General features: G+C 73.7%; 21 protein-coding genes and 1 riboswitch. Of the genes, 20 read left to right on the top strand and 1 reads right to left on the bottom strand.

Going from position 1 to position 21,393, the window contains the following annotated elements; all coding sequences use genetic code 11:
• Nucleotides 1-7: 7 nt before the first annotated feature.
• The 12 genes from IE95_RS0109365 (at nt 8) to IE95_RS21250 (ending at nt 12,601) form a co-directional block, all read left to right on the top strand.
• On the top strand, nt 8-2,293 hold the full coding sequence (locus IE95_RS0109365) for a primosomal protein N' (protein ID WP_030151364.1): 2,286 nt from the start codon (nt 8-10) through the stop codon (nt 2,291-2,293).
• Nucleotides 2,290-2,949, top strand: a complete 660-nt coding sequence (locus IE95_RS0109360; RefSeq protein WP_051702950.1) for an HAD family hydrolase — start codon at nt 2,290-2,292, stop codon at nt 2,947-2,949. The genes IE95_RS0109365 and IE95_RS0109360 overlap by 4 nt, the downstream gene beginning before the upstream one ends.
• A gap of 87 nt (nt 2,950-3,036) precedes the next feature.
• Nucleotides 3,037-3,990 (top strand): methionyl-tRNA formyltransferase, encoded by a 954-nt coding sequence (fmt, locus tag IE95_RS0109355; protein WP_030151362.1) that lies wholly within the window; start codon nt 3,037-3,039, stop codon nt 3,988-3,990.
• Complete coding sequence (locus IE95_RS0109350; protein WP_030151361.1) at nt 3,987-5,603, top strand: RsmB/NOP family class I SAM-dependent RNA methyltransferase; 1,617 nt, start codon at nt 3,987-3,989, stop codon at nt 5,601-5,603. Before fmt ends, IE95_RS0109350 begins: the two co-directional genes overlap by 4 nt.
• A gap of 99 nt (nt 5,604-5,702) precedes the next feature.
• Nucleotides 5,703-6,365: a ribulose-phosphate 3-epimerase gene (gene rpe, locus IE95_RS0109345; protein WP_030151360.1), complete on the top strand. Its 663-nt coding sequence runs from the start codon at nt 5,703-5,705 to the stop codon at nt 6,363-6,365.
• Nucleotides 6,366-6,531: 166 nt separating this feature from the next.
• Nucleotides 6,532-6,657, top strand: a riboswitch (FMN riboswitch).
• A gap of 111 nt (nt 6,658-6,768) precedes the next feature.
• A complete protein-coding gene (ribD, locus tag IE95_RS0109340; protein ID WP_036571716.1) occupies nt 6,769-7,956 on the top strand; it encodes a bifunctional diaminohydroxyphosphoribosylaminopyrimidine deaminase/5-amino-6-(5-phosphoribosylamino)uracil reductase RibD in 1,188 nt (395 codons plus the stop codon).
• Nucleotides 7,956-8,603 carry a riboflavin synthase gene (locus tag IE95_RS0109335; protein WP_051702949.1) on the top strand — a complete coding sequence of 216 codons (648 nt, stop codon included), beginning with the start codon at nt 7,956-7,958 and terminating at the stop codon, nt 8,601-8,603. Before ribD ends, IE95_RS0109335 begins: the two co-directional genes overlap by 1 nt.
• Nucleotides 8,604-8,611: 8 nt before the next feature.
• Nucleotides 8,612-9,988 (top strand): 3,4-dihydroxy-2-butanone-4-phosphate synthase, encoded by a 1,377-nt coding sequence (gene ribB / locus IE95_RS0109330; protein ID WP_084690072.1) that lies wholly within the window; start codon nt 8,612-8,614, stop codon nt 9,986-9,988.
• A complete protein-coding gene (ribH, locus tag IE95_RS0109325) occupies nt 9,985-10,452 on the top strand; it encodes a 6,7-dimethyl-8-ribityllumazine synthase (protein ID WP_030151356.1) in 468 nt (155 codons plus the stop codon). Before ribB ends, ribH begins: the two co-directional genes overlap by 4 nt.
• Nucleotides 10,453-10,623: 171 nt before the next feature.
• Nucleotides 10,624-10,887: a phosphoribosyl-ATP diphosphatase gene (locus IE95_RS0109320; protein WP_030151355.1), complete on the top strand. Its 264-nt coding sequence runs from the start codon at nt 10,624-10,626 to the stop codon at nt 10,885-10,887.
• Nucleotides 10,888-11,079: 192 nt separating this feature from the next.
• Complete coding sequence (hisG, locus tag IE95_RS0109315; protein ID WP_030151354.1) at nt 11,080-11,934, top strand: ATP phosphoribosyltransferase; 855 nt, start codon at nt 11,080-11,082, stop codon at nt 11,932-11,934.
• 190 nt (nt 11,935-12,124) lie between these two features.
• A complete protein-coding gene (locus tag IE95_RS21250; protein WP_051702948.1) occupies nt 12,125-12,601 on the top strand; it encodes a PH domain-containing protein in 477 nt (158 codons plus the stop codon).
• Nucleotides 12,602-12,746: 145 nt separating this feature from the next.
• Here IE95_RS21250 and IE95_RS0109305 read toward each other — a convergent pair whose 3' ends face one another.
• A complete protein-coding gene (locus tag IE95_RS0109305) occupies nt 12,747-14,657 on the bottom strand; it encodes a DEAD/DEAH box helicase (RefSeq protein WP_036571715.1) in 1,911 nt (636 codons plus the stop codon).
• Nucleotides 14,658-15,128: 471 nt separating this feature from the next.
• On the opposite strand from IE95_RS0109305, the gene clsA reads away from it, so the two are divergent.
• The 8 genes from clsA to IE95_RS0109265 all read left to right on the top strand — a co-directional run bounded on the left by clsA (nt 15,129) and on the right by IE95_RS0109265 (nt 21,165).
• Entirely contained in the window at nt 15,129-15,728 is a 600-nt protein-coding gene (clsA, locus tag IE95_RS0109300) for a cardiolipin synthase ClsA (RefSeq protein WP_030151351.1), read from the top strand.
• The gene (locus tag IE95_RS0109295) at nt 15,725-16,726 is read left to right on the top strand and encodes a DUF881 domain-containing protein (protein WP_084690042.1); all 1,002 of its coding nucleotides are present in this window, start codon (nt 15,725-15,727) and stop codon (nt 16,724-16,726) included. The genes clsA and IE95_RS0109295 overlap by 4 nt, the downstream gene beginning before the upstream one ends.
• A complete protein-coding gene (locus tag IE95_RS0109290) occupies nt 16,723-17,055 on the top strand; it encodes a small basic family protein (RefSeq protein ID WP_030151349.1) in 333 nt (110 codons plus the stop codon). The genes IE95_RS0109295 and IE95_RS0109290 overlap by 4 nt, the downstream gene beginning before the upstream one ends.
• 8 nt (nt 17,056-17,063) lie before the next feature.
• On the top strand, nt 17,064-18,305 hold the full coding sequence (locus tag IE95_RS19595; protein WP_051702947.1) for a DUF881 domain-containing protein: 1,242 nt from the start codon (nt 17,064-17,066) through the stop codon (nt 18,303-18,305).
• A gap of 181 nt (nt 18,306-18,486) precedes the next feature.
• Nucleotides 18,487-18,978, top strand: a complete 492-nt coding sequence (locus tag IE95_RS0109280) for an FHA domain-containing protein (RefSeq protein WP_051702946.1) — start codon at nt 18,487-18,489, stop codon at nt 18,976-18,978.
• Nucleotides 18,975-19,784, top strand: a complete 810-nt coding sequence (gene ftsR, locus IE95_RS0109275) for a transcriptional regulator FtsR (protein WP_338068452.1) — start codon at nt 18,975-18,977, stop codon at nt 19,782-19,784. The genes IE95_RS0109280 and ftsR overlap by 4 nt, the downstream gene beginning before the upstream one ends.
• A gap of 93 nt (nt 19,785-19,877) precedes the next feature.
• Nucleotides 19,878-20,396, top strand: a complete 519-nt coding sequence (locus IE95_RS0109270) for a bifunctional nuclease family protein (protein WP_030151345.1) — start codon at nt 19,878-19,880, stop codon at nt 20,394-20,396.
• A gap of 178 nt (nt 20,397-20,574) precedes the next feature.
• Nucleotides 20,575-21,165, top strand: a complete 591-nt coding sequence (locus tag IE95_RS0109265; protein WP_036571713.1) for a MerR family transcriptional regulator — start codon at nt 20,575-20,577, stop codon at nt 21,163-21,165.
• The last annotated feature ends 228 nt before the right edge of the window (nt 21,166-21,393 follow it).

Genomic DNA, 21,393 nt, shown 5'->3' with positions numbered 1-21,393 from the left:
TAGGGCGATGACCAGCCAGGACGCCGTGCCCCAGGACGCGGGGGAGCAGCTCACGCTGCTGCCCGCGCCCGCGGTGCCGGGTGGCGGCCGCGCGGGCGGCAAGGCCGCGCGGCCCGTGGGTGCGCTTGAGATCGCGAGCGAGCTGCCGGTCGCGCGCGTCGTCCTGGACCTCGTGCCGCACCACCTGGACCAGACGTTCGACTACCTGGTCCCGGCCTCGATGGCCGACGACGCACAGCCCGGCGTCCGGGTCAAGGCTCGTTTCGGACCGCAGGAGGTCGACGGCTACGTCCTGGCGCGGGCCGAGGACAGCGACCACGACGGGCGGCTCGTCCCGCTCAAGCGCCTCGTCTCGCCCGAGCGGGTGCTCACCCCTCAGGTCGCACAGCTGTGCCGCACGGTCGCCGACCACTACGCGGGCACGCTCTCGGACGTGCTGCGCCTTGCGATCCCGCCGCGTCACGCGCGGGCCGAGGCGGCGCCGTCGGGCAGCGAGGCGACCGCACCGGACGCACCGGCGGACCCGAGCACCGACGACGAGGGGCCTGCGAGCGCCCCCAGCGCCCAGGGGGCCGTGCCCGCGCGTCCCTCCGAGTGGGCTCCCTATCGCGGCGGCGCCGCGTTCCTGAACCACCTGGTCGGCGGCTCGGCGCCGCGTGCGGTCTGGACGGCCCTGCCGGGCCGCGTGGCCGACGGCGTGCCCGTCCAAGGTGCCCGGGCCGCGGGCGGGTCCGGCACGGGGGAGGCGGGCGCCGAGCAGGCCGTCCAGCACTGGGCCCTGGCGCTCGCCGAGGCGGTGCGTGCCACGGTCACGGGCGGGCGGGGCGCGCTCGTGGTGCTGCCCGACGCACGCGACGTCGACCAGATGTCCCTGGCCCTCGAGCTCGCGGGCTACGTCCCCCACACCGCGCGCCGTGCAGGGCAGTTCGTCCGCCTCACGGCCGACGAGGGCCCCTCTCCCCGGTACCGCAGCTTCCTCGCGGCGCTGCGGGGCGAGGTGCGGATCGTCGTGGGGACGCGCGCCGCGGCGTTCGCGCCCGTCCAGGACCTCGGCCTGGTCGCCTGCTGGAACGACGGCGAGGAGACCCTCGCCGAGCCGCGCTCGCCCTACCCGCACGCCCGGGAGGTCCTGGCCCTGCGCAGCGAGCAGGAGGGGGCCGCGTTCCTGCTCGGCTCGGTGAGCCGCACGGTGCAGGCCCAGGCGCTCCTCGAGTCGGGGTGGGCCCGGGAGGTCGCGGCCCCCCGCGAGGTGCTGCGCGCGCGTGCCCCTCGGGTGCGGGCGCTGACGTCGGTCGAGCTCGCGGCGGAGGGCGCCGGGGCCGCCGCCCGCCTGCCGAGCGCGGCGTGGCGGGCCGTGCGGGACGCCCTGGGCACCGGGCCCGTCCTGGTGCAGGTCCCGCGGGCCGGGTACATGCCGGTCGTGGCGTGCGCACGCTGCCGGACGGCCGCGCGCTGCGGCTCGTGCCACGGTCCTCTCATGCTGCCCGGTCCGGGCGCGCCGCCGCAGTGCGCGTGGTGCGGGGCCCTGGCCGGGGCGTGGTCGTGCGACGAGTGCCACTGGACGGGGCTGCGCTCGGTGCGCGTCGGGTCGGGCCGCACGGCCGAGGAGCTGGGGCGGGCCTTCCCGGGCGTCGCGGTGCGCGTCTCGGGGGCGAGCGCACCGGGCGGGGTGATCTCCGCCGTCGGGCCGCGCCCGGCCGTGATCGTGGCGACCCCGGGCGCCGAGCCCGTCGCGGAGGGCGGCTACGCCGCCGCGCTCCTGCTCGACGCGGCGCTGAGCACCGCGCACGTGGGGCTCGCGGTCGCCCAGGACGCCCTGCACCGCTGGCTCGCGGCCGCGGGCCTGGTGCGCTCGGCCCGAGAGGGCGGGCAGGTGCTGCTCGTGGGCGACGCGGCCCCCGGGCCGACCAACGCCCTGGTGCGCTGGGACCCGGCCGGGTTCGCGGACCGCGAGCTCGCGGAGCGTCGCGAGCTCGACCTGCCACCTGCCGTGCGGGTCGCCGCGATCACGGGCGACCGGCAGGCCGTGGACGCCGTCGTGGCCCGGGTGGGCCTCGCGGACGCCTCGACGACCCTGGGGCCCGTCGAGGTCCCCGAGGCCGCGGTGCGCCCCGCACGGGGCGGGGCCGGGCGAGACCCCTCGCTGCAACCACCCGTGCGCACGATCGTGCGCGTCCCGCTGCGCGAGGGACGCGGGCTCGCGCGCGAGCTCTCGGCCTCCCTGGCGGTCCGCTCCGCGAAGCGCGAGGGTGGGAGCGTACGCGTCCAGCTCGACCCCAAGGAGATGTTGTGAGCACCCTCCCGCGCGAGACCCCGTCCGAGAGCGCGACCCCGGCCCGGATCGACACGGTCCTGTTCGACTTCGGGAACGTCCTGGTGACCTGGGACCCCTACGCCGCCTATGCCGGGCGCATGGACCGGGCCGACGTCGAGGCGTTCTTCGAAGCCGTGGACTTCCCCACGTTCAACGCGCGTCAGGACGCGGGCCGGTCCTGGGCCGACGCTCGCCGCGAGCTCGCCGAGCACCACCCCGAGCACGTGAGCACGCTCGACGTGTACACCGAGAACTTCGCGGCGAGCCTCGTGGGTCCCGTGCCCGGTACCGAGGAGGTCGTGCGCGAGCTGCGCACGCTCGGGGTGCGGCTGTACGGCCTGACGAACTGGTCCGCGGAGATGTTCCACGAGGCCGAGCCCGCGGCGCCCGCGATCGGCCTCATGGAGGACGTCCTGGTCTCGGGGCGCGTGGGGCTCGTCAAGCCGGACCCGCGCATCTTCGAGGCCGCGACCGAGCGCTTCGCCCTGGACCCCGCGCGCACCCTGTTCGTCGACGACTCCGTGGCGAACGTCACGGCCGCCCGGGCGCTGGGCTTCCGGACCCTGCACTTCGAGGACGCCGCAGGCCTGCGTACGGCGCTGCGCGACCTCGGCGTCGGGGTGCGCGAGGCCTGAGCGGGCGCCGGGGCCCACCCGCCGGGGTGCCGCCCGGGATGGTTCCCCGGCGCGGGCCGCGAGGGGCGCACCGCCTAGACTCGCCTCATGCGTGTGCTCTTCGCCGGAACCCCGGACGTGGCCGTCCCGGCCCTCGATGCCCTGATCGACTCCCGGCACGAGGTGGTCGCCGTCCTCACCCGCGCCGACGCGCCCTCGGGCCGTGGCCGGAGGCTGACGCCCAGCCCGGTGCGCGTGCGCGCGCAGGAGGCCGGGATCCCGGTCATCACCGACCGTCCTCGCGGCGAGGAGTTCGTGGCCCGCCTCGCGGCCCTGGAGGTCGACTGCGCGCCCGTCGTGGCGTACGGGGAGATCCTGCGCCGCGAGGTGCTCGACGTGCCCCGCCTCGGCTGGGTCAACCTGCACTTCTCGGTCCTGCCCGCCTGGCGCGGCGCGGCCCCGGTGCAGCGCGCGGTCATCGCGGGGGACGAGGTCACGGGTGCCACGACGTTCCTCATCGAGGAGGGCCTGGACTCGGGACCCGTGCTGGGCACCATGACCGAGACGATCCGTCCCCGCGACACCGCGGGCGACCTGCTGGGGCGGCTCGCGACCTCGGGCGCGGGTCTGCTCGTGGCGACGCTCGACGCGATCGAGGACGGCGCCGCGTCCCCGGTCGTCCAGCCCGCCGAGGGCATCAGCACGGCCGCGAAGCTGACCCCCGAGGACGCCCGGGTGCGCTGGGCGCGCCCGGCGCTCGCGATCGACCGTCAGGTGCGCGGCTGCACGCCCGCCCCCGGCGCCTGGACCACGCTGCCCGACGGCGCCCGCCTGGGCCTGGGCCCCGTGACGCCGCGCCCCGACGTGGACGACCTGGCCCCCGGCGAGCTGCGCGCCGCGAAGCGCGAGGTCCTGGTGGGCACCGGCACGCACGCCGTCGCGCTCGGCGAGGTGGCCCCCGTGGGCAAGAAGCACATGGCCGCGACCGACTGGGCCCGCGGCGCCCGCCTGGGCGATCACGTCGTCCTGGGCACCCCGGACGAGACGAAGGACCAGGCATGAGCGGCGAGGCACGCACCGGCGGCACCCCCGGGCGCGACGGCAGGGACGGCGGCCGCAGCGCCGGCGGCCCCGACCGTCGTGACGCGCACGGCCGCGAGCGCGGCGCGGCCCGCGCCCGGGGAGCCGGCCAGCGCTCCGAGGCGGCGCCCTCGCAGCGCGCCAAGGGCGCCGACCCGGCGCGCAACGTCGCGTTCGACGTCCTGCAGGAGGTCGCGACCTCCGACGCGTACGCCAACCTGGTCCTGCCCCCGCTGCTGCGCTCGCGCGGCATCCGTGGGCGCGACGCCGCGTTCGCGACCGAGCTCGCCTACGGCACCCTGCGCCTGCGCGGGCGCTACGACGCGATCATCGCCCAGTGCGTGGACCGCCCCCTCGACCAGGTCGACCCGAACGTGCTCGACCTGCTGCGCCTGGGCGCCCACCAGCTCCTGGGCATGCGCGTGGCCCAGCACGCCGCCGTCTCGGAGACCGTGGGCCTGGCCCGCGCCCGCGCCGGGGCAGGCAGCGCACAGTTCGTCAACGCGGTCCTGCGCAAGATCTCCCGCTCGACCCTCGCCGAGTGGCTCGAGGCCATCACGCTCGACGCGCCCGACGACGTCACGCGCCTCGCGACCACCCAGTCCCACCCGGTGTGGATCGCCCGGGCGATGCGCGAGGCCCTCGTCGGCACGGGACGCTCGGCCGACGACCTGGCCGAGCTCCTCGAGGCCGACAACACCTCGCCGCGCGTGACGCTCGTCGCCCGCCCGGGCCTGGTCAGCCGCGAGCGCCTCGCGGGCGAGGTCACGCACGAGGTGCGCGGGGACGCCACGACCACCCCCGGACGCTGGACACCCACGGCCCTGGTCCTGTCGGGCTCGGACCCCGCCGCGATCCCCGCGGTCAGGTACGGCGCCGCGGGGGTCCAGGACGAAGGCTCCCAGCTCGTGACGCTCGCGTTCGCGGGCACGCCCACGCTCCCCGCAGCCGGCGACGGCACGGCGGGCGACCGGTCCGGCGGCGCAGCCAACCCCGACGAGCGCTGGCTCGACCTGTGCGCCGGCCCGGGCGGCAAGGCCGCGCTCCTGGCCTCCCTCGCGGGCGAGCAGGGCGCACGCATCGTCGCGAACGAGGTCGCCCCCCACCGGGCCCGCCTGGTCGAGCAGGCGCTCGCGGCCGTGCCCGCCGACGCGGTCGAGCGGGTGCAGGTCGGTGACGGGCGCCGGGTGGGGGTCGAGGAGCCCGGCGCGTACGACCGCGTGCTCGTCGACGCCCCCTGCACGGGCCTGGGGGCGCTGCGCCGCCGCCCCGAGTCGCGCTGGCGCCGCACCCCCGGGGACATCGCGACCCTCACGACGCTGCAGCGCGAGCTCCTCGGCTCGGCCCTGGACGCCGTGCGCCCGGGCGGCGTCGTCGGGTACGTCACCTGCTCCCCGCACCTGGCGGAGACCCAGCTCGTCGTCAAGGACGTCCTGGCCGGGCGCGACGACGTCGAGGTCCTCGACGCGGCCGCCGCCGTGCGGCAGATCGCCGGGGACGACATTCCCCTCGCGGACCGCACCGACGTGCAGCTGTGGCCCCACGTCCACGGGACCGACGCGATGCACCTGACGCTGCTGCGCCGTCGGGCCTGAGACGCCCCCGCCTGCGGCCGGGCCGGGTGGTGAACGCCACCCGGCCCGGCCGTCGTGCGTCCCCCGCACCGCGCACGGGCGCCCTCTAGGCTGGTGCCCATGTCCGCACTCATCGCCCCCAGCATCCTGTCCGCCGACTTCGCGAACCTCGAGCGCGACCTGGGCGCGATCTCGACCGCCGACTACGCGCACGTCGACGTGATGGACAACCACTTCGTGCCCAACCTGACCCTGGGCCTGCCCGTCTTCGAGCGCCTCGCCCAGGTGTCCCCGGTGCCGCTCGACGCGCACCTCATGATCGCCGACCCCGACCGCTGGGCCCCCGCCTACGCCGAAGCCGGCGCCGCGTCCGTCACGTTCCACGCCGAGGCCGCCACAGCCCCCGTGCGCCTGGCCCGCGAGCTGCGCCGCTCCGGGGCCCGCGCGGGACTCGCGCTGCGCCCCGCGACGTCGGTCGAGCCCTTCCTGGACCTGCTGGGCGAGTTCGACATGCTCCTGGTCATGTCCGTCGAGCCCGGCTTCGGCGGCCAGTCCTTCATCGAGGGCACGCTGCCCAAGATCCGCCGCATCCGCGACGCCGTGTCCGAGGCCGGGCTCGACGTGTGGGTCCAGGTCGACGGCGGCATCTCCCGCGCCACGATCGAACGCGCCGCAGAGGCCGGCGCCAACGTGTTCGTCGCAGGCTCCGCCGTGTACGGGGCGGAGAGCATCCCCGAGGAGATCGCGGCCCTGCGGGCGCTCGCGGACCAGCACACGCACTGACGTCGTTCACGTCGTTCACGTCGTTCCAGCCCGCGGGACGGTCCGGGGCGAGCTCCTGCCGGGGGATGCCGGTGTGGCATGCTGGGTGGAGACGAAACGCCGGACGCAGTGCCCCTGAAGGAGCAGCAGCCCGGGTCTCGACGGCAGCAGAACGAGCAGTACGCACACACGTGCTCCGGGGTCGGTGTAATTCCGAGCCGGCGGTGACAGTCCGCGACCCGCGCCTCGGCGTGGTTGACCTGGTGGAACTCCAGGACCGACGGTGAAAGTCCGGATGGGAGGAAGTACGTGGCGGCGCGGGGCGAAGCCCTGTGCCGTGGTGTCGTGACGTCCGTGGACCCTCGGGTCCCGTGGCGTCGCCCACCCCTCACCCCGGAGCATCGTGCTCACCGGGAGGAGGACCATGGGCGCGAAGCCCTCGCTCACGATCGACGCCGCGATGACACGCGCGCTCGACCTGGCCGCGCGCGGGCCCGCGCACGGCCCCAACCCGCGCGTGGGCGCCGTCCTCCTGGGGCCTGCCCCCCGCCCGCTGGACTCCCTGCCCGACGCCGCCGCTCCCGGCCTCGTGGACGCCTCGCCCCGGGTCGTGCTCGCCGAGGGCTTCCACCGTGGCGCCGGGACGCCGCACGCCGAGGCCGCGGCCCTGGCCGACGCCCGCGAGCGCGGTGTGGACGTGCGGGGCGCGACGGCCGTGGTGACGCTCGAGCCCTGCGACCACACCGGGCGCACGGGGCCGTGCGCGCAGGCGCTGCTCGACGCGGGCGTCGCCGAGGTCGTCTACGCCGTCTCCGACCCCAACCCCGTGGCCCGCGGAGGAGGCGAGCGCCTGCGCGCGTCCGGAGTGCGCGTCGCCACCGGCCTGCGCGAGGCCGAGGGCGAGACCCTCCTGGGCCCCTGGCTGGTCGCCGTGCGCCGCGGGACCCCGTACGTGACCCTCAAGCTCGCCTCGACCCTCGACGGGCGCGTAGCGGCCCCTGACGGCACCTCGCAGTGGATCACCGGGCCCGCCGCTCGAGAGCACGCCCACCGCGTGCGCGCGCAGGTCGACGCGATCCTCGTGGGCACCGGCACCGTTGTCGCGGACGACCCGTCGCTCACGGCGCGCACGACGCCGACTGCGAGCGCCGGCTCGGTCGGGCCGCAGCCCGGGCTCGCCGACCACCAGCCGCTGCGTGTCGTCGTCGGGCTCCGTGATCTTCCCCCGCACGTGCGCCTCGCACCAGGTGGCGCCTGGACGACCGACGGGGGCGGGCCCGTGCTGCACGTGCGCACGCACGACGTCCGCACGGTCCTGGCGGAGCTGGCCGTGCGCGAGGTGCGCCACGTCCTGGTCGAGGGTGGCCCGGGGCTGGCGACGGCGTTCCTCGCGTCCGGGGCCGTCGACGAGATCCACGTCTACCTTGCCCCCGTGCTGCTGGGGGCGGGCCTGGGTGCGGTGGGCGACCTGGGCGTGAGCACGCTCACGGAGGCCCTCCGCTTCACCACGCACGACGTGCGCCGCCTGGGCGAGGACGTCCTGGTCGTGGCCCGCCCCTCCGTACACCGTCCGAGCACCGTCCCCAGCACCACCCCCGAACAGGAGAAGTGATGTTCACCGGAATCGTCGAAGAGGTCGGCACAGTCCGCGAGATCGCGTTCCCGGACGGCCCCGAGTCCGACGCCGTCCTGACCGTCCACGGCCCCCTCGCCACCTCGGACGCCGCCCTCGGCGACTCGATCGCCGTCAACGGCGTGTGCCTGACCGTCACCAGCGTCAGCCCGGACGGCGCCTTCACCGCCGACGTCATGCCCGAGTCCCTGCGTCGCACCGCCCTGGGCGACCTGCGCCCAGGGTCGCCCGTGAACCTCGAACGGGCCGTGCGCGCCGACACGCGCCTGGGCGGGCACATCGTGCAGGGCCACGTCGACGGCGTCGGGTCCCTCGTGAGCCGGGCCCCGGGGGAGCGGTGGGACGACCTGGTCCTGTCCGCACCCCCGGGCCTGACCCGCTACGTCGCGGAGAAGGGCTCGATCACCGTCAGCGGCGTGTCCCTCACGGTGACCCACGTGGACGACACCTCGTTCGGGGTGTCCCTGATCCCCACGACGCTCGAGGCCACGATCCTCGGCTCCCTGGCCCCCGGGGACCGCGTCAACCTCGAGGTCGACGTCCTCGCGAAGTACGTCGAGAGACTCCTCGCGACCGGTGCCACCGGCCCGGTGGGCGACCCCGGCACCAGCGCAGCACAGGAATGAGCACCGCCATGAACCCCCAGCCCGACCACTCCTCCCCGTCCGAGCACCCCGGCCACGTGCGGACCGGCACCGTCGAGGAGGCCCTCGACGCGATCCGCGCCGGCCGCCCGGTCCTGGTCGCCGACTCCCCGGACCGCGAGAACGAGGCCGACGTGGTCTTCGCGGCCCGGACCGTGACCCCCGAGTGGGTCGCCTGGACCATCCGGCACTCCTCGGGCTACCTGTGCGCACCCATGCCGGCGGCGCGGGCCGACGCCCTGGACCTGCCCCTCATGGTGCCCCACAGCCAGGACCCGAGGCGCACGGCGTACACGGTCACGGTCGATGCCGCGACGGGAGTCACGACGGGGATCTCCGCCACGGACCGTGCCCGGACCCTGCACGTCCTGGCCGACCCGGCGTCCGGCGCGGTCGACCTCATCCGCCCCGGGCACGTCCTGCCCCTGCGCGCCGTCCCGGGAGGGGTGCTGCACCGTGCCGGGCACACCGAGGCGGCCGTCGACCTGGTGCGCCTGGCCGGGGCGGGCGAGGTCGGCGGCATCGCCGAGCTCGTCAACGACGACGGCACCATGATGCGGCTCGACGACGCGGCCCGGGCGGCCGAGGACGCCGGGCTGGTGCTCATCACGATCGCCGACCTCATCGCGTGGCGCCGCGAGCACGACCCCGCCGTCCCCGAGCAGGACACGCAGCCCGCGCTCGTGCCCCGCGTGCAGGCGACGAGCGTGGCCGACCTGCCCACCGCGCACGGGCACTTCCGCGTCCACGGGTACCGCGACCTGCGCACCGGGGCCGAGCACGTGGCCCTCGTCCCCGTCGCCGTCCCCGCGGGCGGAGGCGCCCCCGCCGGCACCGGGCCGCACGACGCTCCCGCCGCGCCGCTCGTGCGCGTGCACTCCGAGTGCCTGACAGGGGACGCGTTCGGGTCCCTGCGCTGCGACTGCGGCCCCCAGCTCCAGGCGTCCATGGAACGCGTGGCCGCCCTCGGCGGGGCCGTGGTGTACCTGCGCGGGCACGAAGGGCGCGGCATCGGCCTCCTCGCCAAGATCGGCGCCTACGAGCTCCAGGACGCAGGCTTCGACACCGTCCAGGCCAACCTGGAGCTCGGCTGGCCCGTCGACCGGCGTGAGTACGGGGCCGCAGCAGCGATCCTGCACGACCTCGGCCTCGACCGCGTCACGCTCCTCACGAACAACCCCGCCAAGGTCACCGGGCTCGCTGCGCACGGCATCGACGTCGCCGACGCCCACCGGCTCGAGGTCGGGCACGGCCAGCACAACCACGGCTACCTCATGACCAAGAAGGTCGCCATGGGCCACCTCCTGGACAACCTCGAGATCACCCCCGACCACACCACCCCCACCACGAAGGAGAGCGACCGATGAGCGGCGCAGGAGCACCCCAGATCACCGTCGACGGCACCGGGCTGCGGATCACCGTCGTCGCTGCCAGCTGGCACACCGAGGTCATGGACGGCCTCCTCGCGGGAGCCCGCCGGGCGCTCGCGGCCGCGCACGTCACGCACGTCACCGAGATCCGCGTGCCGGGTTCGTTCGAGCTGCCCGTCGCGGCGGCTCGCGCCGCCGAGCACGGCGCGGACGCCGTCGTCGCGCTGGGCGTCGTGATCCGTGGCGGCACCCCGCACTTCGAGTACGTGTGCTCGGCCGCCACGACGGGCCTGACCGACGTCTCGGTGCGCACCGGCGTCCCGGTCGGCTTCGGGGTGCTCACGTGCGACGACGAGCAGCAGGCCCTCGACCGGGCCGGGCTGCCCGGCTCACGCGAGGACAAGGGCGCGGAGGCCGTCGAGGCGGCCATCGCGACGGTCGTGGCGCTGCGCGACCTGTGAGCAGCCGCTGACGGCCCGACGGCGCCGCTCCCCTCTCGGTGCGTGCGCCCCACGATCCGCACGCACCGAGAGGGGAGCGCGCCCACCGGTCTCCTCGCACAGTCACCTCGGACGGTGACCGGTGGGCGGGACAGGTCCACCCGCCCACCGCCGGGCGACTACCCTGGTCGGGTGAAGACGTTCGAAGGGCTGTTCGCCGAGCTCACCGAGAAGGCCACCACCCGACCCGCCGGTTCCGGCACGGTCGCGGAGCTGGATGCCGGTGTCCATGCGATCGGGAAGAAGATCGTCGAGGAGGCCGCCGAGGTGTGGATGGCGGCCGAGTACGAGGGTGACGACAAGACGGCCGAGGAGATCTCCCAGCTCCTGTACCACGTGCAGGTGCTGCTCCTGGCCAAGGGCCTGACCCTGCAGGACGTGTACAAGCATCTGTGAACCCGGCCAGGTCCGGGTCCACGGGGAGGCGCACGGAGGCTCAGGCCACCGGGTCGCTTCCCTCATGCATGTCCGTCGTCCGCAGTCGTCCACCGTCCGTCCCTGCGCGCCCGCCGTCGCCGGCGCCGACCGGGTGATCGGTCACCCTGACCGCCCCGTTCCCCGAACTCCCCAAGAAACGCGAGGACCCCCGTGCTCCGCATCGCCGTTCCCAACAAGGGCTCCCTGTCCGAGCCCGCCGTCGACATGCTCCGCGAGGCCGGCTACCGCCAGCGCCGCGACACCCGTGAGCTCGTGCTCGCGGACCCGGACAACGACGTCGAGTTCTTCTTCCTGCGCCCCCGCGACATCGCCGTGTACGTCGGCACCGGCACGGTCGACGCAGGCATCACGGGCCGCGACCTCCTGCTCGACTCGGGCGCCGAGGCCGTCGAGCACATGCAGCTCGGCTTCGCAGGCTCCACGTTCCGCTACGCCGCCCCCGTCGGCACCGTCACGTCGCTCGACCAGGTCGAGGGACTGCGCGTGGCCACCTCCTACGAGGTGCTGGTCGAGAACCACCTGCGCACCCACGGCGTCACGGCCTCCGTGGTGCACCTGGACGGCGCGGTCGAGTCCGCGGTCCAGCTCGGCATCGCCGACGTCGTCGCCGACGTCGTGTCCACCGGCACGACCCTGCGCGGAGCCGGCCTCGAGGTCTTCGGCGACCCCATCCTCAAGTCCGAGGCCGTCCTGATCCGCCCTGCCTCCGTGACCGACGACGCAGTGTCCACCGGCCTGGAGACGCTCACCCGCCGCCTGCTGGGCGTCCTCACAGCCCGCCAGTACGTCCTGATGGACTACGACGTGCCCGCACACCTCGTCGAGGCCGCAGTGGCCCTCACACCCGGCCTCGAGTCCCCGACCGTCTCCCCGCTGCACGACCGCGACTGGGCAGCCGTGCGCGCCATGGTGCGCCGCGACCAGACCAACAAGCTCATGGACGCCCTCTACGAGGTCGGGGCACGCGCCATCCTCGTCACCTCGATCCACGCCTGCCGCCTCTGAGCCCCCCTCCAGGGACCCCCGCGGGCCCGTAGGCCGGGACACACCTACCCGAGCCGCCCCGCACGCCCCTGGAGCCGGCCACAGCACCACGCTGCCTGGGCGCCACGCCTCACCGCGTCGGCACCCGGGCAGTGCCGTCTCCCGGCACCGACCGACAGTGCGCGCAGGAGCGACAGGGGAGGATAGGAACGTGAGCAGCAACGTCGCACCCCCCGAACACCTGCCCGGCGACCCCTACGCCCCCTTCCGCCCCCGCTGGGGCACCGCCGTCGCCTACACCGCCGCCCTCGTCATCCTCACCGGATGCACCTTCGTCGCCCTCGTCGCCACCGGCCCCGGCACCGACTCCGCCTGGAACAAGGCAGCCACGATCGGCGTCGGCGCCTTCTGCGCCCTCATCCTGTGGCGCCTCGGCCAGGTACGAGCCACCGCCACCCCCGACCACCTCACCGTCCACAACATCGTCTTCACCCGCCGCCTCGACTGGCCCCAGGTCGTCTCCGTACGCTTCGGCCCCGGCGACCCCTGGGTGCGCCTCGACCTGTCGGACGGCAAGGCGCTCGCGGTCATGGGCATCCAGCGTGCGGACGGGGCTCGGCGCAGCGAGAGCGAGGCGGCGCGCCTGGCGGCTCTCGTCGCGGCCCACGGTGAGGCGCACGAGGACTGACGCGGCGCCGTCGGGCACCGGGCCCCGCTCAGGCCCGCACCCACCGGGAGCCCGACCCTGCAACGCGTGAGGGCCCCCGGAACCTGGTGGTTCCGGGGGCCCTCACGTCGTGCTCAGCGGTCCTGCTCAGGACCCTTCGGTGCGCTCAGCGCTCGCCGGCGCGGAACCGGGGAGCCTTGCGCTCGCCACGCTCGTCGTAGCGGCCGGCCGGGCCGTGGCCCGAGTGACCACCGGAGTAGCCGCCCGAACGAGGCGCCGACCCGCCCGCACGGGGGCCACGGGCCCCCTGGGGCGCCCCCTGGTCCACCTGGATCCGCAGGGACTTGCCCGCGACGCGGGCGCGCGAGATACGGTCGATCGTGGCGGCGTCGAGCGGAGTGGCGATGTCGACCAGCGAGAAGCTCGGGAAGATGTCGATCTTGCCCAGGTCCTTGCCGTTGAGGCCGCCCTCGTTCGTCAGCGCGCCGACGATCCCCGACGGCTGGGCCCCGTGCGTGTGCCCGACGGCGAGACGGTAGCGGGTCCCGACGGCGTCACGACGGATGCCGCGCTCCCCGCCACGACCACCCTCACGAGGGCCACGCGAGTCGCGGTCACCGTAGGGGCGGGACTCGCGCTCACGGCGCGCGTTCTTCGCCTCGGCACGCTGCGCCTCGAAGAGCTCCTGCTCCTCGCGCGCCTTGGGTCCGTCGTCACCGACAGACAAGGCGACCAGCACGGACGCGAGGTCGATCGGGTCGATGCCCGACTCCGCGACGTGCGCCGCGACCAGGTCGCGGTACATCGACAGGCGACCGGCGGCCTGACGCTCGGCGACCTGACCGAGGATGCGACGAGCCTTGTGCGCGGAGACGTCCGCGGGGGAGGGCACGTCGACCTCTTCGAGGCTCGCACGGATGGTCTTCTCGATGAACTTCAGGCGGTTGCGCTCGCCCGGGGTCACGAAGCTCAGGGCCTCGCCCGTACGACCGGCACGACCCGTACGGCCGATGCGGTGCACGTACGCCTCCGGCTCGCCCGGCAGGTCGAAGTTCACGACGAGGCCGATGCGGTCCACGTCCAGACCACGAGCCGCGACGTCGGTCGCGACCAGCACGTCCAGGGCACCGGAACGCAGACGCTCGACGATCTTCTCGCGGTCCTTCTGCGCCACGTCACCCGAGATCGTGGCCGCCGAGATGCCGCGCTCGACGAGAGCCGACCCGACCTCCTCGGCCGCGCCACGGGTACGCGTGAAGACGATCGCCGCGTCCGCGTCCGACGTCGCGAGAACACGCACCAGGGCGCCGGTCTTGTGACGGAACGGCACGACCGAGTAGGTCTGACGCACCGACGTGACCGTCGAGGACTGGCGCGTCACCGCGATCTCGACCGGGTCGTTCAGGTGCTGGGCAGCGACCCGACGGATCGGAGCCGGCATCGTCGCGGAGAACAGCGCGACCTGACGCTCCTTGGGAGCCTGACCGAAGATCTTCTCGACGTCCTCGGCGAAGCCCATGCGGAGCATCTCGTCCGCCTCGTCCAGCACCAGGTAACGGATGTCGTCGAGCACCAGGCTGCGACGCTCCAGGTGGTCCATCACACGGCCCGGGGTGCCGACGACGATCTGGGCGCCGCGCTGCAGGGCGCGCTGCTGGGGCTGGTACGGGGAACCGCCGTAGACCGCGACGACCTCGATGCCCGGCACGTGCTTCGCGAACGACTCGATGGCCTCGGCCACCTGCATCGCGAGCTCGCGGGTCGGGGCGAGGACCAGGCCCTGGACACGACCCAGGTTCGGGTCGATCGCGGCGAGCATCGGCAGGCCGAACGCGGCGGTCTTGCCCGTGCCGGTCTGGGCGACGCCCGTGATGTCGCGCCCGGAGAGCAGCGCGGGGATCGCGCGCTCCTGGATCGCGGAGGGGATCGTGAAGCCGAGATCCGTCACGGCCTTCAGGATGTTCGAGGGCAGACCCAGGTCTGCGAACGTGGGGCCCGACTGCTCGGCGGGAGCCGGCGTCTGGGCGGCCTCGAGCTGGTCGAGGGCGTGCGAGGGCGCAGAGGTGTCAAGAGACATGGAGATGTGTTCAACCGTTTCGCTGAGGGTGGGAGTTACGCGTGGTCGCCAAGTCGGCTCTCCACTGGCCGCACTCCCGAACACACACCGGTGACTCGCCCGCGCAAAGACAGCGGCGGGCCACACTCACACGAACACGCGGGAACAGCGACGAACTCCAGATTGTGCCGCCAGTCTACGCGACGCCCGGCCCGGAGGGGGAACGGGCGCCCGGTGACGTCGAGCACAGGCCGCGCCCTCGCCTGTCGGGGGAGGCGGAACCCAACGCCCCGGCACCCCGCCAAGTTCCCCGCGCCACCTGTCACGCACGCCACCCACCGCCCATAGCGCACGAACCGGAACAAACGACCACAACGCCCCGCCCGTACCCCGAAATACCGGCACTCCGTACCTGCCCGGCCCTAGGATGGCCCACCGTAGGATGAAGACAGCACAGGATGCACAAGACGCACGGAGCAACGGACGGTGGGCGTGGCAGCAGATCAAGAGGTCAGCTCACGCATCCTCACGATCCCCAACGTCATCAGCCTGCTCCGGCTCGCCCTCGTCCCCGTCTTCGCCGTCCTCATCGTCCGCGGCAACGACGAATGGGCACTCGCGGTCCTCGCGATCTCCGGAGCCTCCGACTGGCTCGACGGCATCCTCGCCCGACGCCTCGACCAGGTCACCAAGCTCGGCCAGATGCTCGACCCGGCAGCCGACCGGCTCTTCATCCTGGTCACCCTCATCGGCCTCGCCTGGAGGGACGTCGTTCCCCTCTGGGTCCTCGTCGTGATCCTGCTCCGTGACATCACCCTCCTGTGCCTCCTGCCCGTCCTCACCCGCCACGGCTACGGCCCGCTCCCCGTGAGTTTCGTCGGCAAGGCGGCGACCTTCGCGCTCCTCTACGCCTTCCCGCTCCTGCTGCTGGCCGAGGCCCCCGGTGCCCTGGGTGCGACCGCCTCCATCATCGGCTGGGCCTTCACCGGTTGGGGCATCGGCCTCTACTGGCTCGCGGGCATCCAGTACATCCGCCAGACGCGTCAGCTCGTCGCACCCCGCACCGACCCCCAGGAGACGGCCGCAGGATGACCCCCGCACCCCGCAACGACGCGCGCACCTCCCGCCACGGGAAGCCGGCGCTCGACGCCTCCATGACGCTTCTCACCGAAGTCATGGACCGCCCGCTCGACGCCGGGTACGCCGAGGCGGCCGCGCGACGTGCCGCCGGGGACGAACCACCGCGCAGGACCCGCACCTGGATCCTCGTCGCCGCGCTCGCGGTCCTCCTGGGCTTCGTGACGGCCACGGCGACGATCGACCTCCGTGCGCCCCAGGGGGCCGCGATCGAGGCGCGCACGGTGCTCGAGAAGGAGATCGTGAGCCGGCGCAGCGACGTGGACGCGCTGTCTGCGCGAGCCACGGCCCTCAGCGAGGAGATCGAGACCCTGCAGACCGAAGCCCTCGCCGACGTCGACCCCGTCCTGCTGGAGACCCTCCAGACCGACGGCGTCGCCAACGGGTCGATCGCGGTCACCGGGCCGGGGCTCGTGATCACGCTCAACGACGCTGCGGAGGGCGTGGGTGCGGACGACCAGTCCCTCAACAAGAAGGTGCAGGACGGCGACCTGCAGCGTGTGGTCAACTCCCTCTGGGCCTCCGGCGCGGAGGCCATCGCGATCAACGGGCAGCGCCTCACGCCGCTCAGCGCCGTCCGGAGCGCGGGCGAGGCGATCCTCGTGGACCTCCAGCCCTTGATCGCCCCGTACAGGGTCGAGGCGATCGGGGACCCCGCCACGCTCGAGACAGAGTTCGCCCGCTCGGCGGCCCCCGGGTACCTGAGCACCATCGGCTCGACGTGGGGGATCCAGTACAGCCGGATCGCGCAGAGCAAGCTCTCGTTGCCGGGCAACGGGATCCAACGTCTGTTCTACGCGCACGCCGTAGACTCCACGGCAGCCACAGGTGACGAGCCTGAGGCGCCGACCGGGCAGGACGGCGCGTCGACGGGGGAGACGGAGAGCTCCGCGTCGACGACCCGTCCTACCGGAGCCGACAGTTCACTCGCAGGGCAGGAGAGCACGGAATGATCGCAGTCGTCGGACTGGTCCTCGGAGTCGTGGCGGGGCTCGTGCTCCAACCCACGGTTCCCGTCGCCCTGCAGCCCTACCTGCCCATCGCGGTCGTCGCGGCGCTCGACGCGCTCTTCGGCGGTCTGCGCGCCATGCTCGACGGGCTCTTCAACGACAAGGTCTTCCTCGTCTCGTTCCTCTCGAACGTGGTCGTCGCGGCCCTCATCGTGTTCCTCGGGGACCAGCTCGGCGTGGGCACGCAGCTCTCGACGGGCGTCGTCGTCGTCCTCGGGATCCGCATCTTCTCCAACGCAGCCGCGATCCGTCGGCACCTGTTCAAGGCGTAGGTGGCGCGATGACGACGAGCCCGCCCCCCGAGGACGACGGCCCCATGGACCCCGAGACGGCAGAGGTGCAGGGGCCCGAGACCCCAGAGGCACCCGTGGCAGATGTCTCCACGGGGGAGACGGTTGGCCTCGACGAGGACGTCTCGACACCGGCCGCCTCGACCGTCGACCAGGAGGAGACCCTTCCCGTCGGCGGGTCCGAGCCTGACGCCGAGGCTGCGGCCGAGGCACCCGTGGCGCCGGACGCGGGGACCGACCCGGACGCCGCGCCGGAGGTGCCTGTGACTGATGCGCCGGACGCGCCCCTGCCTGACGCACCCGAGGAACCTGCCGTGCAGGAGGAACCTGACGTGCCCGATGCGCCCGCCGCTCCCGGTGACGAGGGCGGGCGGGGGGCGGAGGCCGATGCGGCTGCCCCGACCCTGGTCGCGGGCTCGCCGTCGTCGGGCCAGGACCGGCCGCACGGGCGCCACGAGGCGACCGGGGACGTTCCCGTCACGCCCGCCGTGACGAGCAGCGACGCGTCGGGCGGCTGGGCGAAGCTCGGTCGTGCCATGAGGCCGAGCGTCACCCGCTCGCAGCTCCTCGCCGGTCTCCTGTGCGCCCTGCTCGGGTTCGCACTGGCCGTACAGGTGAGCCAGACCCAGGAGGAGCAGCTCTCGTCGCTGCGCCAGAGCGACCTGGTCCGCCTCCTGGACGACGTGACCCAGCGCGCGAACGATCTCGAGTCGCGCGTGGAGGGGCTTCAGGACACGCGTGACGAGCTGAGCTCCGGGTCGGGTCAGCAGCGCGCCGCCCTCGAGCTCGCGCAGCAGCAGGCGCAGACGCAGGGCATCCTCTCCGGCCGGCTGCCCGCAGAGGGGCCGGGGATCACGCTGACGATCACCGAGGCGGACAAGCGCATCCCTGCGAGCAAGCTCTTCAACATCCTCGAAGAGCTGCGCAACGCGGGCGTGGAGGTCGTCGAGGTCAACGGGGTCCGCCTGGTCACGAGCACCTACTTCGAGGAGACGAGCAGGGGGATGGTGGTCGACGGGCAGAAGATCTCGTCCCCCTACGAGTGGCAGGCCATCGGCGACCCGTCGACGCTCGAGACGGCGCTCGAGATTCCCGGCGGAGCGATGTCCTCGGTCCGCAACGAGGGCGCGACTCCGAAGATCACCCAGCAGGACCTGATCACGATCTCCTCCACACGCGAGCCGGAAGCCCCCGAGTTCGCGACGCCCGTGCCTGCCGAAGGCGGAGACTGACCCTTCCGGGGGCTCGTGACGTGGGCGGATACTTTTCTCGGACCCACCCGGCGGGGTAGGTTGGACGGGTTGGACGGGTATCGCCCGCATCCCCACCCGCACGAGGGTGCACGGAGACGTGTAGTACCTTTCCGCCCAAGGCATTTTGCTCTGAATGCGTCAAAACTCCCGAGGAGGCGAGATGACCACTCCAGGTGAATCTGCGGAGCCACGCCGGGGAGGCAGCGACACGACCGTCACGTTCGGACGGATCGAGCTGCCTATCGACGAGGGTACGCAGCCCGGGGGCCTGACCGCCGAGGAGCAGGCCGCGATCTCGGCGCTACCCCGGCACTCTGCGCTGCTCGTGATGCAGCGTGGCCCGTCGGTCGGCTCGCGCTTCCTCCTCGACGCCGAGCGGACCGTCGCCGGTCGGAGCGAGCACGCAGACATCTTCCTCGACGACGTCACGGTCTCGCGCAAGCACGCGGAGTTCGTCCGTGACAACGATCAGTTCGTCGTGCGTGACATCGGTTCGCTCAACGGGACCTATGTCAACCGCAACCGCGTGGACGCCGTGGCCCTGGTCACGGGCGACGAGGTGCAGATCGGCAAGTATCGCCTCACCTTCTACACGAGCCCGGTCCTCGGCCTGCCCGTGGGGTCGGCGGAAGGCGCGGCAGAGCACCCGTGAACCAGCCGGCACGCTCCCCGTGGGGGCACGAGAACCGGTTCGACGGCACAGGTGCGCTGACCGCGCGATCGACCGACGAGGTCGACGTCGAGCAGTCCGTCGAGCCGTGGCCTCAGGGCATCTCACGACGCGCCACCATGCGCATCTCGGACGTCCTGCGCGCCCTGCGCACCGAGTTCCCCACCGTGAGCCACTCGAAGCTCAGGTTCCTGGAGGAGCAGGGGCTCATCGAGCCCGAGCGGACGTCGTCGGGATACCGGCAGTACTGCCCGGCGGACGTCGAGCGGCTGCGGTACGTCCTGCTCGAGCAGCGTGACCGCTACCTCCCGCTCAAGGTCATCAAGGAGAACCTTGCGGCGCTCGACGCCGGCGAGGCGGTCGAGAACCCTGCCCTCCGGCTGGCGGCGAGCGACGGCGAGACCGAGACCGCGTCCGTCCGGCAGCGGTACACGGTCGAGTCGCTCGCGAGCGCGGCCGGGGTGGACGTCTCGCTGGTCGAGGGGCTGATCTCGGCCGGCGTCCTTCGTCAGGCCCCGGGTGGTCAGCTCGACGCGTGGTCGCTCGAGGTCGTCCAGCTCGCGGCTGCACTCGGTGAGTACGGGATCGAGCCGCGACACCTTCGCCTGTTGCGTACGTCGGCGGACCGTCACGTGGGCCTGGTCGAGCAGGTCGTCGCTCCGTGGCGCAGCCAGCAATCCTCCTCGGCGCGCGCACATGCGGGCGCCCTGGCCGGTGAGGTGGGGGAGCTCTTCGCGAAGCTCCACACGGTGTGGCTCAGGCAGGGTGTGGGAGACCTCACGAGCTGAGTCGCTCCGATGGCCCCGATCCTGCGTGCGCCCTGAGGGGATGCGCGCGCCCCTCCTCCTGACGGACGGCGTCCGTCGTCGTACGGTGGACGAGTGAGCAACGAGGTGCCGATGGTCCCTGTCGAGGTCCTCGGCGTGCGCCAGCAGCAGGGCGCCGGGCAGGAGATCGTCGTGCTGCTCCTGGATCCTGCCGCCGAGCTGGTCGTGCCGATCATCATCGGCCCCCGGGAGGCGAGCGCCATCGCGATGGCTCAGGCGCACCTGACAGCGCCCCGGCCGATGACGCACGACCTTCTCCGTGACGTCCTCGAAGCGGTGCACGTCGGTCTGCTGCGGGTCGAGATCGTGGCTCTGGACGACGGGATCTTCTTCGCCGAGATGGTGCTGAGCACGGGGGTGCGGGTCGATGCCAGGGCGTCGGACGCGATCGCCGTGGCCGTGCGCACGGACAGTCCCGTCATGTGCTCGGCGGAGATCGTCGCCCTCGCCGGGGTGGAGATCGTCGACCCGGAGCAGCAGCGGGAGGTCGCCGAGTTCCGCGACTTCCTCGAGCACGTCTCGCCCGAGGACTTCGGGCCTCCGGAACCTGGCGAGGGGGCGGGGGAGCGGTAGCCGTGCGGTCATGTCCGGAGCGCGGCCACCGTCTCGCTGGTGCGGGCCTGTCCGGGCCAGGGGCGAACGGTGCGGCGGGTGGTGGTGCGTGCGACACGCTCACCCGCTCGGTGCCCCGGTCGTTGACGCTCGGTGGCCCCGGGCCTAGCGTGGAGTCCACATCATCCTTGGAGGCACAGTGAACAGCAGCGGCAGAGCTGGAGCGGAGCCTGGGGCTCCGGTTTCCCACGCGGCCCAGGGACTGCTGTTCGGCGAGGACATCACCGAGCAGGACACCACCACCGGCTACCGTGGCCCCACGGCGTGCCGCGTCGCGGGCATCACCTACCGACAGCTGGACTACTGGGCCCGCACGGGCCTCGTCGAGCCGACGGTCCGCTCCGCCTCCGGCTCGGGGACGCACCGGCTCTACGGCTTCCGAGACATCCTCGTCCTCAAGATCGTCAAGCGGCTGCTCGACACCGGGGTCTCACTGCAGCAGATCCGCACAGCGGTCGAGCACCTGCGCGAGCGCGGGGTGAACGACCTGGCACAGATCACGCTCATGAGCGACGGCGCGAGCGTGTACGAGTGCACGTCCCCGGACGAGGTCGTCGACCTGGTCCAGGGCGGGCAGGGAGTGTTCGGCATCGCGGTCGGTCGCGTCTGGCGCGAGGTCGAGGGGACGCTGAGCGACATGCCCGCCGAGTCGCTGGGGGACGACGAGTCCCACGTCGTCCCGACCGAGGACGAGCTCGAGCTCCGCCGTCGGGCACGAAGCGCCGGCTGAAGCACCCCGCGCCGCCGAGGCGCCCGAGAGCCCAGGACCCCGCCCGTGGCGGGGTCCTCTCGTGTCTGGTCCTGAGCCGGACCGGCCCGTGGTGATGAGCACCATTTCTCCCGCTCGCCCCCGTCCGGTGACGTCCTGCGCGTTCGGCCGTGCGAAGATCGCCTCTGGACGTCCCCGGCTCGCGCCGGAGCGGCGCCCGTGACGAGCGGGTGCGTGGACCTCTTCTCG

It is taken from the genome of Oerskovia turbata, from assembly GCF_000718325.1.
Lineage (GTDB): Bacteria > Actinomycetota > Actinomycetes > Actinomycetales > Cellulomonadaceae > Oerskovia > Oerskovia turbata.
Note: the sequence above shows the minus strand (reverse complement) of the source record. Positions and strands in the feature narration are given on the sequence as shown.